The sequence below is a fragment of the Microcoleus sp. PH2017_12_PCY_D_A genome (assembly GCF_020738565.1).
Classification (GTDB): Bacteria; Cyanobacteriota; Cyanobacteriia; order Cyanobacteriales; family Microcoleaceae; genus Microcoleus.
Genome location: NZ_JAEQCI010000112.1, coordinates 1 through 14,884 on the forward strand (window position 1 = coordinate 1; position 14,884 = coordinate 14,884).

11 protein-coding genes are annotated in these 14,884 nt (G+C 46.5%); 4 read left to right on the forward strand and 7 right to left on the reverse strand.

The features are described 5' to 3' along the window. The 3 genes from JGK39_RS26450 to JGK39_RS26460 form a co-directional block, all read right to left on the reverse strand. Positions 1–2,205, reverse strand: a 2,205-nt coding sequence (locus JGK39_RS26450; RefSeq protein WP_293322492.1) for a filamentous hemagglutinin N-terminal domain-containing protein, incomplete at its 3' end; no start/stop codon positions are given. An 847-nt stretch (positions 2,206–3,052) separates the two neighbouring features. After that, positions 3,053–4,852 carry a DUF3352 domain-containing protein gene (locus JGK39_RS26455; RefSeq protein ID WP_293297915.1) on the reverse strand — a complete coding sequence of 600 codons (1,800 nt, stop codon included), beginning with the start codon at positions 4,850–4,852 and terminating at the stop codon, positions 3,053–3,055. A 162-nt stretch (positions 4,853–5,014) separates the two neighbouring features. Further along, positions 5,015–6,106 (reverse strand): hypothetical protein, encoded by a 1,092-nt coding sequence (locus JGK39_RS26460; RefSeq protein ID WP_293259623.1) that lies wholly within the window; start codon positions 6,104–6,106, stop codon positions 5,015–5,017. A 265-nt stretch (positions 6,107–6,371) separates the two neighbouring features. Between JGK39_RS26460 and JGK39_RS26465 the strand changes: the two genes are divergently transcribed. Both JGK39_RS26465 and JGK39_RS26470 read left to right on the forward strand, forming a co-directional pair. Then, the gene (locus JGK39_RS26465) at positions 6,372–7,610 is read left to right on the forward strand and encodes an LL-diaminopimelate aminotransferase (RefSeq protein WP_293297918.1); all 1,239 of its coding nucleotides are present in this window, start codon (positions 6,372–6,374) and stop codon (positions 7,608–7,610) included. A 258-nt stretch (positions 7,611–7,868) separates the two neighbouring features. Continuing rightward, entirely contained in the window at positions 7,869–9,251 is a 1,383-nt protein-coding gene (locus JGK39_RS26470; RefSeq protein ID WP_293259629.1) for a DUF4041 domain-containing protein, read from the forward strand. A 21-nt stretch (positions 9,252–9,272) separates the two neighbouring features. Here JGK39_RS26470 and JGK39_RS26475 read toward each other — a convergent pair whose 3' ends face one another. From JGK39_RS26475 to JGK39_RS26485, 3 genes are read right to left on the reverse strand one after another with little or no spacing between them, the layout of a single operon-like run. Further along, positions 9,273–11,549, reverse strand: a complete 2,277-nt coding sequence (locus JGK39_RS26475; RefSeq protein WP_293297920.1) for an SUMF1/EgtB/PvdO family nonheme iron enzyme — start codon at positions 11,547–11,549, stop codon at positions 9,273–9,275. A gap of 14 nt (positions 11,550–11,563) precedes the next feature. Beyond that, the gene (locus tag JGK39_RS26480) at positions 11,564–11,938 is read right to left on the reverse strand and encodes a hypothetical protein (protein ID WP_293259635.1); all 375 of its coding nucleotides are present in this window, start codon (positions 11,936–11,938) and stop codon (positions 11,564–11,566) included. Positions 11,939–11,986: 48 nt separating this feature from the next. Beyond that, entirely contained in the window at positions 11,987–12,229 is a 243-nt protein-coding gene (locus tag JGK39_RS26485) for a helix-turn-helix transcriptional regulator (protein ID WP_293259638.1), read from the reverse strand. A 215-nt stretch (positions 12,230–12,444) separates the two neighbouring features. Between JGK39_RS26485 and JGK39_RS26490 the strand changes: the two genes are divergently transcribed. Both JGK39_RS26490 and JGK39_RS26495 read left to right on the forward strand, forming a co-directional pair. Beyond that, positions 12,445–12,732: a hypothetical protein gene (locus JGK39_RS26490; RefSeq protein ID WP_293259641.1), complete on the forward strand. Its 288-nt coding sequence runs from the start codon at positions 12,445–12,447 to the stop codon at positions 12,730–12,732. Positions 12,733–12,896: 164 nt separating this feature from the next. After that, a complete protein-coding gene (locus JGK39_RS26495; protein WP_293259644.1) occupies positions 12,897–13,553 on the forward strand; it encodes a Uma2 family endonuclease in 657 nt (218 codons plus the stop codon). A 148-nt stretch (positions 13,554–13,701) separates the two neighbouring features. Here the strand turns inward: JGK39_RS26495 and cofH are convergent, their stop codons facing one another. Further along, positions 13,702–14,847, reverse strand: a complete 1,146-nt coding sequence (gene cofH / locus JGK39_RS26500; protein WP_293259647.1) for a 7,8-didemethyl-8-hydroxy-5-deazariboflavin synthase subunit CofH — start codon at positions 14,845–14,847, stop codon at positions 13,702–13,704. Positions 14,848–14,884: the final 37 nt, after the last annotated feature.

Below are 14,884 nucleotides of genomic sequence, written 5' to 3' on the forward strand. Positions count from 1 at the left end.
ATTCGAGTTCGGCGCTGGATTTTGAGTAATTGTCGGCGCTGGTGACAAATTCGAGTTCGGCGCTGGATTTTGAGTAATTGTCGGCGCTGGTGACAAATTTGATACTGGTACGCTGGGTTCAGTAATTGTCTGTCCAGGTGCAGGCGCAGGTGCGGGTGCGGGTGCGGGTGCGGGTGCGGGTGCGGGTGCTGGCGCGGGTGTCGGTGCGGGTGCTGGCGCGGGTACTGGTGCGGGTGTCGGTGCTGGTGCTGGTGCTGGTGCTGGTGTCGGTGCAGGTGCTGGCGCGGGTACTGGTGCGGGTGTCGGTGCTGGTGCAGGAGTTCGCCTGGGTGCTGGCGGAGGGTTGGGTGTCGGTGCTGGTGCGGGTGCTGGTGCTGGTGCTGGTGCTGGTGCTGGTGCTGGTGCGGGAGTCGGTGCAGGAGTCGGTGCAGGGGTTGGCGCCGGAGTTGGCGCCGGAGTCGGTGCGGGCGTCGGTGCAGGAGTCGGTGCAGGAGTCGGTGCAGGAGTCGGTGCAGGAGTCGGTGCAGGAGTCGGTGCAGGAGTCGGTGCAGGAGTCGGTGCAGGAGTCGGAGTCGGTGCAGGAGTCGGTGCCGGAGTCGGCGTCGGCGAGGTTGAAGAAGTTGTGATATTAATTTGCGTCGGCTGTACGATCTGAGTCTTTGAGCTGGGAAAACTTCCGGATGCAATAACATTTTCCTTCTTGTCGCTCCCAGTGGCAATGCTGCCAGCAGTACCGTTCAAGCTTTTATAGTTGGGCCCGACGCCGAAAATAGTGTTTGAGGCTTGACCACCGTGGCTAATGGTGATATCTCCACCATTTGCGCTACCAGTCGCGGCGGCGGCAATGCTACAAGCTTGCGCCAAGCAGGTAAAAGTGCCTGTAGCTCGGAAATAACGGCCGGCTGTAATGTTAATATTTCCTCCGGCTGTTCGCCCTTGGGTGTTGATACGGGTTACTTCAATGTCATTGCTGGCCTTGAGGGTGACTTGGCCGCCTTTTTTTTCTTCGGAGTTGGCGTCTATGAAGCCTGTTTGAATGCTGCTTGAGGCTGCAATACTAACGTCTCCGGCGTTGCTGGTTTTGTCACTTGAGCCTGCGTTGATATTGCCTGTTTCTACTTTTCCTGTACGGCTGGTGACGCTGATGTTGCCGCCTGCTGCGGTGGTGGAGTTGGAGTTGAGAGCTAGAGTGCTAATGTCGCTGCTGGCTTGCAGGACGATCGCACCTTGTGTACTCGTCAGGTTGCCGCTGGCTGCAAGGGTATTGGCTGCTTGAATTTCGATCGATCGAGCGCTGGCACCTTTGACTGCAACATCCCCCGCAGCTACTACTCGGTTGTTAGACGCTGTAAGTACCAATTGACCGCTTGCATTGACGCTGATTCCTGTAGCATTGGTTTGACCGATACCTGTCAGCAATTCGGGTAAGGATGCGGGCGCTGTTCCAGGGCTGCTTGTCGCTGACGACGGCTGGATGTCCAAACTCAGCAAACTGTCTGACTGGCTGACGCGCACTAAATTTGTCCCGGTGACTGACGCAACGGTAATTTTACCGCCTGGTGCCGAAAGATTGCCTGTGCTGACAACGGTGCCGCCGAGCAAAGTTAAGTTCTGCCCTGACTTGACTGCCAAGTCGGCTGTGTTGATAATTGCCCCAGCTCGATCGGCTCCAAAAGCAAAGGAATTGGGCGTGCCCGTCAGAGATGTGTAGGTGTTAGTACCGATCGCGTTAAACGAATTAGAACCAAATCCAATACCGGTAGCCGTGGTTGCTGTGAAAGAAGCCGGCACATTTAAGCTGGCACTGTTGCCAAATATGATGCCCGAGGGATTCATCAGAAACAAGTTAGCATTACCGCCGGTTAATTGAATTGAGCCGTTAATAATCGAAGGGCTACCGCCATTGATGCGGCCTAAAATGTTGCGAATGCTGGGATTTGAGATAAAGTTGGCTATCTGATTTGGTGACAAACCGAATTGTGTAAAACTGTGGAAGAGATTTTGTTTGTCGTTCGATAATTGTCCGCCTTCAATGTCGAAGCGAGTTTGCGGTGTAGGAGTTCCGCTTGGGGTGGGAGTGACTTTAGTGCCAGTTCCATCGTTCGCTGGCACAATTTGAGCTTCGGCTTTTGCTTGCAAAAAGTAAATATTTATCAAGACTATTTGCACATAAAGTGCCAGTTTGCCAATTCTTTTTCTTGACATTAATTTAGCCGGTATTTGAAGATTCTTGGGGTTTTTCATAGTTTTAAAGGGTTTAATTTTTAATAGGTCGCAACAATAACGTATAGCGGCTATCACAAAGATTCGCGGACGTTGTTGGGAAGAGAGCTCTCTTGGTTTAAGCGGTTATATAAGCTGTCAGTCATACCTCATTTTTTTGAGAAAGGCTATATCTTCTTTACACTCTCAATATAACTCGCAATACCTAGACTATACATCTGCCACATGATACACTCAAAAAAACGGCATTTTAGACCCACTCCGACGCCGATTAACCGATTTTTTTTTACTCTTATTAAGACTTTCAACGAAGGATGGGGTTAAAAATTAGGTTCTGCGTCCAAGAGCGATCGGGAAAATTTCTGGTCAAACATCTTTGCTTTCCTCGGTTCAAAAACAACAAAGCTATCTCCACGATAGCCTGTAACGAAAATTATGACAAGAAAAAGTATAGCCTTTCTCAAAAAGATGAGGTATGACTCATAGCTTATATAACCAGTTCCACTAAGAGGGCTGAAGCCCAACAACGTACCTCATCTTAAGGTTTGAAGGTTGGTGTGCGTCCAGGATTGTTCTTGCTTCTTCTTTCTTCCTTGGGCTGCAAGCTAAATTTTTAGAGTGTGCTGTAACCCGGTTTTTTTAATAAACCGGGTTTAGCGGTTTCTTGGTGTGAGGTTTGGTGATACAAAACAACTTAAATCCGGCTCACTTTTCCTCTCAAAATCAAATCCGCTATTGTCGTTTTCGAGCTGCTGCTTTTCAGTTTTAATCGATCGCCCTGTTGCTGTTTAAGGGGCTGTCACAGCGGATTTTTGGCAGGATTTAAGAGTTAATTGGGTGAAGTTTGGACGGTGGGCGAGGGACTGGGTGAATCAGGGCTCGGTGAAGGTGAACTCGGTGACGATGAACTCGGTGAAGGTGAACTCGGTGAAGATGGATTCGGTGAGGGCTTTGGTGAAGGAGTGGATTGGTCGGATTTTTTGAGACCGACAAAAGCGTCGTAGCGGGTGGTACGATCGCCAATGACGGCCGCTGTAATGCCGATCGACCGCGTGGCATCTATCCAGATTTTTTGATTGGGAGGAAACTCCGGCAAAGCGAGGTTTTTCGGGTTAAACGCACTCTCGGTGTCGATGAAGAAATTGCCGTTGTGAGGCTTAAGTTGCGATCGTACAGTTTTTTGGAATAATTCGCTGCTTAAAAGCGGGCTGTTCGGCGCCGGAACAATCGAGTCAACCACGGGAGCTCCTACTGTGATAAACACCACATCATTCATCCAACCGCGAGTTACAGCAATCCCTCCATAGGGTGATGTCCATTTAGTCGCAGGTTGCCCCCCCAGTTGAATTTCCTCAACTCTAAACCCTTTAGTTTTCATTGTTTCATCAAGCTGTTTCAGGGATTTGTTGGCGGCGCCACGGTTGTTTGTTTCCACCATAAATACAAATCCAGCAGCAAATTTATCTTTCGGATTCGGCGCGGGGGCTGGTATTAATGATAGAGAAAATTCTCCCGCCATCCAGTTGATGAAATCTTTATCTAAATCCTGGCCTGTAGTCGATTTTAAACCAGTACGCAAAACTTGGGGATTAATCGGGGCCAGCGGGTTAGCATCGGCTCCCAATACGTAGTCTTGCCACAAACGCTGCAAGTTCCCGCCGGATACCATCATGATTGTATTGTTGGGCAGGCGGTTAGCCATTTTGAGAGCGTTGTTTTCTACTGCTATACGAGTGGTAGAATCTGGTTTTAGCCAAGAGATTGATTTGAATCCAATGCCCTCTGCATCCAGCGTCGCTGTGGTGGCAAATCCTTGATTTTGTTGCAGTTTTTCCAGGTTTTCTACCGAAATTTCGCGGGATGAGTTGGCGGCTGTAAAGGCTGCTGCAACCGGCATATTCACGTAGATTTGACCGAAGGCACCGGCATCCTTAATTTGACCGATGGCGTCTCCATAGCCAGGAGTTTTTGCGAGGGATGGTTCGCCTTTGTAGGTGTCAATTATTCTGTCTGTGGCGGTGGAATCTGTGGTGACTGCTAAATAGTTTGTTCCGAGTACCGCGACTGAAAAATTGCGATCGGGTATACCTTGAGTTTCTGTAACTTGCACTCCTTTGTAATTGCGCTCAACCATTTTTCCTTGGTTGAGGGGTCTGGGTTTTGCTAATAATTCTTTGGCTTTAATCGGGTTGGAGATGGGCAGGATAATTGCCACTGACTGCTGAATTGGCTGAGGCGGTGGCGCGTTGGGCGCGGGCGGAGGGACTGGTATTGCTGTTTTGTTGCGGAGAAACGCCACCATTACCGTGTTACCAACCCAAGGTTGAATGTCTTGCTGATAGGCGTAACCGTTGCTAGTGAGGAGGCGATCGCGCAATTCGCTTAAAAACCTTTCAAACGAAGCTTTTGACTCCGGCGTACCAAATTCTCGCAGCCTATTCCACTGCGATTCATCGGTAGTGATGGATAGAGCCATCATCGCATCTTGGGGAACAACGACGGCTCCCGCTGGCAAATCTTTGGCGGGGCCTCGGGAAATGACGATCGAGTATGCGAGGATACCTAAACCGATCAGAAGTGTGGCGGCTCCGATCGTAAACAGCAGGGAAGATTTATCTTTCTTGAACATTATTCGTAAAGTTCTGGTACTCGCAATATCATAGATTATATTGGTTTGATCGTTCGGACTTTAGTCCTCCGATTTATGAGGACTAAAGTACGAACGATCAAACCTATTTTATTCAAGACTGCACTAACCTATTCCCAATTCCCAATGCCCAATGCCCTAATCTTAGTTTCTAGCCTTAAAGTCTTTAAAGATAGTTTGAAATGAGTACATCAGCCTGTGAACATCGTTTGTGGCCCTAGGAAAGATATTGTGTTCCCATTTTTTGCGCGCAGTAGTCAGTAATTTTGCCACTGGTTGCGAGTAACTATTAGAAATGAAATAGCTGCCACCTTCGTAGCGAATATCTGACGCCAATCCGATAAAAGCACCAGCCATTTCTAGTTGAAGTTCCGAGGTGCAGTGTTCAGATTTTACTGCTAAAATTACCTGCGAGTGCCGGGGTTCGCGGTTGAGCAAACGGCAGATATTCGCTTCTTTTTGGTACAGAATTAAAACGTTGCAGTTGTGCAGAACTCCGGCTCTACCTTGCACTTTGACTCCGAGATGAATTTCCAGCGCAGGTTTGTCGGGAAATTCCACCACAGCATGGGTGTATGGATGTGCTGTTCCGTGGATTTTTCCTGCCGTTTTTCTAAACGTTAAATATTTCGGTGTTTCGTCGTCTAAAACATTGTTATAATAGATGTTGCCGCCTTCGTTAGCAACTGCTTTCAGCAGGATGGTGAATAGGTAAGCATCAAAAATTCTAGCTTGTTCTGCCACTCCGTTGAAATCTGGATCGATCGCGCTTTTTAACTTGCTCTTAATTTCAGAATTGATGGCGTAGTTGCTCGGCCCGGAGGGCAGTTTTTCGAGTAATTGCTTGAGGGCGATCGCCTGTTTGTGGCGTGGGGCTGTTAAAGTGGACGTAAACTCGATGGTTTGGGCTGTTTCTGCGCCGGAATTCGCAAAGATAATTTTGGTACCGAGGGGAGAGGTTTCCGATTCTACTTTCAAGAAATAAGCAATCTCGTCTTCCATTTCCGAAGTGTTCACCGTCGCTTGTTCGACAGCAGCAATTAACAGCAAAAGTTGTTCTTTTGCGGTATAATCTTCTATCTTGAGGAGCGGTGTCTTTCGTTTGAGCGATCGCTCTTCAATTACTTTACCTATCTCTACAGTATTGGCGACTTGTTCAACTACCCAACCTAAATTAAACTCATTCAGAATGGCCGCCAGTTCTTGACACAGTTTGGCGTACTCTATCTCATCCATAATTGGTTCTGCGCTGCACACTATATCTAATTATACAACCAGATTTGATTTTTTGGTCAATGGCTGCGATCGACTGCGGGGATTGGCTGTGATGGCCGAGTGTCAGAGTGTCAGAGTATCCCTGCAGGGAAAATCTTCCTCTTCCCTGAATATCCATCCGTTACATCCGTTACATCCGTTACATCCGTTATAAAATCCGTTGCCGAACTTCCTTCTTCCTTCGATAGAGAGTAAGCTATTCTACGACATTGAGATCGATCGCACTATGGCAACTATCAACGACAACTACCTCAAACTCAAAGCCGGCTACCTGTTTCCCGAAATCGGGCGCAGAGTAAAAGCCTACGCAGATGCGAATCCCGGTGCACCCATCATCCGGCTGGGGATTGGCGACGTAACGGAACCCCTACCGGCTGCTTGTCGCGAGGCGATGGTGAAAGCGGTAGCAGACATGGGCTCGCGAGATACATTTAAAGGATACGGCCCGGAACAAGGTTATGAATGGCTGCGGCAAAAAATTGCCGATCACGATTTCCAATCGCGGGGATGCGAGATTGATGCTTCGGAAATCTTTATTTCCGACGGTTCTAAGTGCGACTGCGGCAATATTCTCGATATCTTTGGCAATAATAATACGATCGCAGTTACAGATCCAGTTTACCCCGTGTACGTAGACACCAACGTCATGGCCGGACATACGGGAGATGCGAACGAAAAAGGCGAGTACGAAGGTTTTGTGTACCTCCCAATATCCGCAGACAACAATTTTACCGCCCAAATTCCCACAGACAAGAAAGTCGATTTAATTTACCTGTGTTTCCCCAACAATCCGACGGGCGCAACCGCAACCAAGGAACACTTGCAAGCTTGGGTAAACTATGCTAAGGCGAACGGTTCGATTATTTTCTTCGATGCTGCCTACGAAGCCTATATTACCGATCCGAGTCTACCGCATTCCATCTACGAAATTGAAGGGGCGCGCGATTGTGCGATCGAATTTCGTTCATTTTCAAAGAATGCAGGTTTCACCGGTACTCGCTGCGCCTTAACAGTAGTACCGAAAACTTTAACCGGAAAAGCAGCCGACGGTTCCGATGTGGAAATTTGGAAACTGTGGAACCGCCGCCAAGCTACCAAGTTTAACGGAGTTTCTTACATCGTGCAGCGCGGTGCAGAGGCGGTTTATTCTGAGGAAGGCAAAGCAGAAATTAAGGCATTAATCAATTTTTACATGGAAAATGCTGCGATTATTCGCGAGAAATTGACAGCGGCGGGAATTCAGGTTTACGGTGGGGAAAATGCACCTTACGTGTGGGTAAAAACGCCGAATGGTTTGACGAGTTGGGAGTTTTTCGATAAGTTGCTGCAAACCGTGAATGTGGTGGGAACACCGGGTTCTGGTTTCGGTGCGGCGGGTGAAGGTTATTTCCGCATTTCCGCATTTAACAGTCGGGAGAATGTGGAGGAAGCAATGCGACGGATTGGGGAAGAGTTTAAGGTTTAGTATTATTTCTCGCTTAAACCGAAAGTCCGCCAGGGAATTAATTCCCTGGCTAATAGCGAAAGTCCTCTGAAAGAGGACTGAAGAACTCATTAGTCCTCTTTGAGAGGACTTTCGCTTTGAGGCAGGGGTTTAAACCCCTGCCGGACTTGGTGAGGATGAATAGGTGCTAAGGGCGATCGGGTTAAATTTCTGGAAACTTACCCAATTCACAAACTTTCAGTTATATTAAGACGTATTCAATTAGAAAGACCGGGTCATATGTTGTCAACACTCCTCGGATTATCAGCATTAGTTCTAGCTGCCGCCTTGACCTACACGCAACTGAAACTAGCCAAACATAAAAAGCTTTTACGTAAATACGATTCACTCTTTTCCAAAGAGGAGTTTGAAAAGCAATTAGATTCTAACATACATCTCAAACAAGGGGAACTCGACCAGCTTGCAAGCGAGCAAGAAAAACTCAATGCAAAAATTAGAAACCTCCAGCAAAAACTGAGTGAAGTTGAAGAATCAGAATCAGTTCAATCTTTCGGTTTTTATAAATCAAAGTATAACTTTGGCAGTTCTGAAGAATACAAGCGCCGACTTGAGGAAATTAGAAGACAACAAAGTAGAATGCTGAAAGATAAGACGGCGGCTATCTGTCATGTACCGTGGGAAGTAGAGGGAAGCAAGAAAAAAGGCAAAAAAATGACCGATGACTTTCTGACGCTGATACTGAGAGCATTTAATGGCGAGTGCGATGCTGCAATGCTTCAGGTTAAATATAACAATGCTATTAAATTAGAAACAAGGATCAACAAGGCTTTTGATACTTTGAATAAGCTATCAGAAACTAATCGCTGTGCAATCATGCCTACTTATCGCTCTCTCAAACTAGAAGAACTATATTTTACTCATGAGTTTCTGGAGAAAAAACAGGAGGAAGCTGAAGAACAGCGGAGAATCAGAGAGCAAATGCGCGAAGAAGAAAGAGAACGCCGGGAGATAGAAAAAGCGAGAAAAAATGCAGAACAAGAAGTAAAAATTCGCGAACAAGCTTTAGAAAAAGCTCGCCGAGAGATCGAACAAGCTACAGGCAAACAGAGAGAACAATTAGAACTTAAGTTGCAACAGATGAATCTACAACTTGAAGAGGCTCTTGCCCAGCAAAGAAATGCAATTTCTCGCGCTCAGATGACAAAATCAGGATATGTTTACATTATTTCAAATATTGGTTCTTTTGGAGATAATGTTTATAAAATTGGGATGACGCGAAGAATCGATCCCGAAGATCGCATTAAAGAACTAAGTGGAGCATCTGTGCCATTTCCCTTTGATATTCATGCAATGATTTTTTCGGAAAACGTTCCAGAAACTGAGAATTTATTGCATCAATATTTTCGAGATAAAAGCGTCAACAAAGTTAACGAGCGTAAGGAGTTTTTTAAGGTAACATTAGATGAAATCAGTTCGGCAGTTGAAAAGATTGCAGCAGAAACTCAAACTGTAAAAAAAGCTGAAATTAAATTTACCAAGGTTGCGGAAGCAGAACAGTATCGCAAAACGCTAGCTATAGAATCAGGTGAAACTCAACCTCCTGATTCTAATTATACACCGACGTGGGATGAGGGGGAGGAAGAATCTGAGGCAGATGAATAAGCGATTAAAAGGCTATGAACTTCACACAAGAAGACAAACTATCCGAAAACCAAAGCGCCTGACTCGATCGTCTGAATTCCAGTTGTAACGATACGCCGATCGACATTCTGTGGGAGCATTTAACCAAGATCCGCCTCGCAACACCCGGGAATTATTGTTATTGTCAGTCAACCACGCACTTCCATCTGTGGGTGCTTCGTGATAGTTTTCATGCCAGTAATCTAAGCACCACTCCCAAACGTTGCCGTGCATATCAAATAGTCCAAAAGCATTGGCAAATGAAAAAGTTTTGACAGGATTTGTTTGCTTTCGATAGCTTCCTTTCGCTTTTGGCCCAGACTTATAGCTGTAATTGCAGTCATAGTTTGCCACATCGGGGGTAATAGTTTCTCCAAAATGAAAAGGGGTTGTAGTTCCAGCGCGACAGGCGTATTCCCATTCTGCTTCGGTTGGTAGACGGTACTTGCTTCCTGTTTTTTGGGAAAGCCGATCGCAAAATTCAACAGCATCATACCAAGAAACTTGTTCCACAGGGCGATCTGCACCTTTGAAGTGAGACGGTTCGAGTTCAATATCTCGATTCACTTTGGGGAAAGCAGCAACCGCTTTCCACTGTGCCTGGGTAATAGGGTATTTACCTATTAGAAAAGGTTGGATGGTTACTGAATGTTGAGGCTTTTCGTTGTTCATTCCTCCTGATTCAGTTTCTGAGGAACCCATGAGAAAAGTACCGCCCGGTATTAAAACAATTTCTAATACAATGTCACCAAGTTTATCGATTCGGTGTTCTGCTATTTGGGGATGACGCTCTATTGTTTGTCCTTTGAAATTTACCGAGATTACCTCAAACTCAAAAGTGTGGATATTGGCAGGAGTATATGAATTTTCAGAGGATGTAATTTGTTGGTTATTGGAGATTGATGGAACAGCAGCAAGATTATCTACAATAGCTTCTGGCGTTAGGTCTAGAGCTTGGCAAATAATTTTCAATGTTTCACGATCGATTAACTCTTGTTTCAAGAATCGAGAAATTGTTAATTGAGTCAGCCAGCAATTTTGAGCCAGTCCCTTTTGGCTCAATCTTTTTTGTTTCAAAGCCATTCTAGCTACTTCTACTCCTGTTGCAGATGCACGTACTCCCCTGAATTTATTACTGGCTATAACAGGTATTGCTGATGAATTGGCCGTCTCTTCAAGGTTGAAATTAGGAATTGTTTGTTGTATTTTACTGCTAGGAACAGGAGAGGAGAGAGTAACTGACGATCGCGCCGACTTGACAGATTGTTGTACCTCGGCTGGTAAGGATGTTCTGCTGCCGGAATTGGAACTATTGCGCGATCGCACAGATGGTGAAACTGAATGCGCTGCCTTCATTTGACCAATCTTTTGAAAAGCCTCAAGCGCCTCAATATCTAGACCTTTTGCAGCCGCATTCACTCGAATCCACAACTGTTCGGCAGCATCCAAATCCGAATTCGCGAGCGATCGATAAGCGTTCATTTTGAGTATGTTGATATCGTCCTGCATTCCGCGCTGCGTTCCGCGATCGGGCATCAGGATAAAGTAGCGCTTATCAGCGGGATCTACAGCAGTACGGGGATGTTGTTCGGGGTACTTGCCATACTTTTTGCACAGTTCCGGAACGCGGTGGCGCAGGTGTAAATCGAGCCTTTCTACAGTGGCACAATTGAGTTCTCCGCGCATTCGCAACCCTTCTAAAAGTGCGTAGGTAAAAGCTCCATGTTGCAGTTGGTCAATCTCCCATGATTTTTGTGTCGGACTGCATGAAGAAATGACGATCGCACCCTGCTGTGCCTCACCACCAATTCCAGCAGCACCGCGACTGACCTGTGTGCGACAAGCATCGAGAATTAGAATTACATTGTCTGCACCCGATCGACTCAGCCGCTCTCGCACGTAGTTTACCGGAATTGCTGTCCGCTGGAGCGATCTAGGATTGGCATCCTGCGGCATCAAATAATCCTGGTTGGCGTGTTGCTCCCCGTGTCCTGCAAAAAAAAACCAACAGTTGTCCCCAGCAGACAGAAACGGTTTAGTTTCAAAGCGATCGTGCAAGAAAGAAATTAGGTTGCCATAAGTTGGCTGAGTAGGAATTTTATTCCCCTTCCATTGAAAGTCCGCCGAATCATCTGAAAAAAAACAGACTTCATCAAAATTTGCCTCGCGCCGAAAGAAATCTTGCACGGATTCGGCATCCTGCTTGGCATACTTCAGAGATGTGAAGTTGTTGGGGTTGTAGTTGTTTATCCCAATAACGATCGCCCAATTTTTTGACATCTCACAGTGCTGCTTTAATGATTTTTTTCTGTTTTGAACTTCAGCGTAATCGCACCCTTTCCACCCACTTTACCACCGCTGCCCAGCAAGCTCAATTGCCCTTCGCCATTAACTTCTACCGATAGTTCAATTTCATCTAATTCCATTCCCGGCAAATCTCCCGCTGTCTGCTTAGCACCGCTAAATACGCGCCCAATCAGTTGCAGGAACTCAGTTACCCCTGCTTCTAGTTTGTCCACTTTCACGGGAACAGCCCGTCTGCTAGAATTCTCACTTTGTTCCACTTCGTCATCAAATGGGTTCCTCCGTCGTCCATCTCTACTGCCAGACGGAACGGGTATCAAAGGCTCGCTATCTGTCACAACCCATATCACATCGTCGTCTATCATAGCTGTTTAAAACTCTCTAGTTGTTAGATTATCTCATTCTATTAGATTCTATCCATCAGCATCGCTGGGAAAGCCAAATTGGTCTGGTAATTCATCGGAAGTAATTTGCAAAATCTCTAGCAACTTCTTGTATTGTACAGGCGTTAGCTTCGGTACGGATCGCCCCGATTCCCAGTTCCTTACCGTCGCTTCCGTAACTCCAAGTGCTTCTGCTAGCTGCTTTTGAGTCAGAAACCGCTGAGTTCTCAATCGCATTAAGGGCGATCGATCGGCTCTTTCTGAGATTCCCATAGGCTATTTGTTACTTTATGTTAAATAAATTTACTATTTGCTTAAAGCTATTGACTATAACCGTTAATTGTTTTACGCTAAGGCAATAAAGAATAGACAGCACCAGAACCACAACTTGTGCTGTAGGGGAATTGTTGTCTTTTCTTCAATCTGTTATTGTACGCGGTTTTACCGTTACAAAGCATCTAACCTGTCCAAAATTGTTTGTCAAAACTATGCTGCAAGATTCCGCATCGAATCAAGTATCGCCCCAAGTTTCAACCAACCAAAGCTTTGAGGCCGATAATCGCGAATCCATCCGTCACATCATCATCGGTTCGCCGCTGGGAGTACGGCGCACTATCTATCAACTCCACGCATTGCGCTACGCGGAGGTTGCTCTTTGGACGCATCCGTTAGCGCAGCCCTCGGAGAGGATCGCAATTCCCGACAATCGCATCGTCATTACACCCGAACAGGGAGAAATCATGAGCTTGTTGGTCAAGTTAATTCGGTTGGATTGAAGTGTCAAATGTGCGATCGACCTTTATTCCTGTAGGGGCGGGTTCGCTTAGATATATAATGAAAACGATCGATCCAGTAAACCCGCCCCGACCGAGATATTAAGCGAGATCGATCGGATTGCATAAATCCTGACAAACTTAACAACTAGCTTTCTATTCAGCTTATGATTGCGATCGCTCCCATCCTCAAACCTGTTAGCCAAATCGAGCTGGCTCCCGGCAGTGTCGTAACTATTCCCCATATAAGTTGGCTGGAATTCGAGTCGATTTTGGAGGAATTGGGAGAAAAGCGATCGGCACGAGTTGCTTACAGCAAAGAAACTCTACAAATCATGGTTCCTTTACCCGAACACGAAAGGCCGAAAGATTTAATTTCCGATATTGTCAAAATTTTACTCAAGTCGGCGGGCAGAAGATACCAACCCTTTGGTTCAACTACTTTCAAGCGGGAAGGTGCAGCAGGAGTTGAACCTGATGCTTGCTTTTACATTCTGAATTATCAGCGGATGATTGGCCGCCGCCGACTGCAACCCGACGATCCGCCGCCGGATTTAGCCATTGAAACCGATGTTACTTCCAAAACTACGATCGATGCCTATAAAATTATTGGAGTTCCAGAAGTCTGGGTTTACGATAGCGGAAGGCTTCGCATCTATTTGCTGCAACAAGATGGAGAGTATTTGGAATCCGATATTAGTCCGAATTTTCCGGGAATTGCGATCGCACAACTGATCCCTACTACCGTGGAACGTGCTTGGCAGGTGGGAAATCTCCAAGCGCTAGAAGAATTTGAAAGTGCGATCGCCATTCAGAGAGAGTAGGTGCGCCGGAATGCCAAACTTTAATTATTTTGCGATCGCTTAAACTCTGACGCACCCTACTAATTACTTGATTATTTCTTAGTCCGCGCACCATCCGGACATTGTTTGTATAGCAGCGGTTTCAACCGCCGTTTGTTTTCCTAATCATCTAACTGATTGCAACCAATTTGTCAACCCCCAAAGGTCGATAAATTGTATCCCTTTGCTGATAACTCCGCCCCAAAGAACTAATCGCATTCTGCAAATCTTCCACAGACTGACAACTGCCGCCAACCGCACCGGCCATCGTAGTAATGTGTTCCTCCATCAAAGTGCCCCCGATGTCGTTGCAGCCCCATTTCAGAGCCTCTGTAGCCCCTGCTAAACCCAATTTTACCCAACTCGGCTGGTGATTGCTAATCCAATTTCCTAAGAAGATTCTCGATACGGCGGTGAGCAAAAGTGTATCTGCTAAAATGGGTTGGTCGCGGCCGACTCGACTGCGTAAAGGAGCCGGTGCATCCTTGCCGACAAAAGGTAATAAAATAAATTCTGTGATGCGTGCTGGATAGTTGTTGTTAATGGCTGTTTGTTGGAGCGATCGCACTTTTTCTAAATGCAAAACCTGCTGAGAGGCAGTCTCAATATGTCCGCAAAGCATCGTGCTAGTTGTCGGCAAACCCAGACGGTGAGCAGTTCCCACAATTTCCAGCCAAGTTGCAGCATCGAGTTTTTCCGGGCAAATTATCCGTCGCACCGCATCGTCGAGAACCTCCGCTGCGGTACCGGGCATCGAACCGACTCCCGCATCCCGCAAAGCCGAAATTACATAGCTAAAACTAAGATCGTCTTGTCTGGCTATAAATTCTATTTCTTGGGGTGAAAAAGCGTGCAAGTGCAACTGCGGAAACTTATCCTTAATCGTTTTCACCAATTGCAGATAATAAGGCAAAGATCCGCCATTCAGCTTAGCTTGAAGATTTAAGCCGCCCTGCATACAAATTTCCGTCGCACCCCCCTCGACAGCATCAGTTGCCTTTTTTAGAATTTGGGCTGTATCTAACCAAAAAGCGCCCTCATGTCCGTGGTCGCGGCGGAACGCACAGAAACTGCAATGCTGCTCGCAAATGTTGGTAAAGTTAATATTACGATTTATAACATAGGTGACTGTATCCCCTGATTGTCGGCGGCGCAGCAAGTCAGCGGTTGTTTGAATAGAAGCTCGCGCGTCAGGATCTCTTTGCTGCAAAAGTACCAAGGCCTCAGCGCTAGAGATGTTATGACCTTGTAAAGCTCGATCGAGAATTGCATCCACAGTTTTTTTGTTAGCTCAGCTACAGAATTACTGCCTA

Bases quoted from the DNA above. Each gene is read 5' to 3' on its own strand.
- JGK39_RS26490 (WP_293259641.1), top strand. From the start codon at position 12,445: ATGCTGCAAGATTCCGCATCGAATCAAGTATCGCCCCAAGTTTCAACC.
- JGK39_RS26485 (WP_293259638.1), bottom strand. From the start codon at position 12,229: ATGGGAATCTCAGAAAGAGCCGATCGATCGCCCTTAATGCGATTGAGA.
- JGK39_RS26455 (WP_293297915.1), bottom strand. From the start codon at position 4,852: ATGTTCAAGAAAGATAAATCTTCCCTGCTGTTTACGATCGGAGCCGCC.
- JGK39_RS26465 (WP_293297918.1), top strand. From the start codon at position 6,372: ATGGCAACTATCAACGACAACTACCTCAAACTCAAAGCCGGCTACCTG.
- JGK39_RS26460 (WP_293259623.1), bottom strand. From the start codon at position 6,106: ATGGATGAGATAGAGTACGCCAAACTGTGTCAAGAACTGGCGGCCATT.
- JGK39_RS26480 (WP_293259635.1), bottom strand. From the start codon at position 11,938: ATGATAGACGACGATGTGATATGGGTTGTGACAGATAGCGAGCCTTTG.
- JGK39_RS26475 (WP_293297920.1), bottom strand. From the start codon at position 11,549: ATGTCAAAAAATTGGGCGATCGTTATTGGGATAAACAACTACAACCCC.
- JGK39_RS26495 (WP_293259644.1), top strand. From the start codon at position 12,897: ATGATTGCGATCGCTCCCATCCTCAAACCTGTTAGCCAAATCGAGCTG.
- JGK39_RS26470 (WP_293259629.1), top strand. From the start codon at position 7,869: ATGTTGTCAACACTCCTCGGATTATCAGCATTAGTTCTAGCTGCCGCC.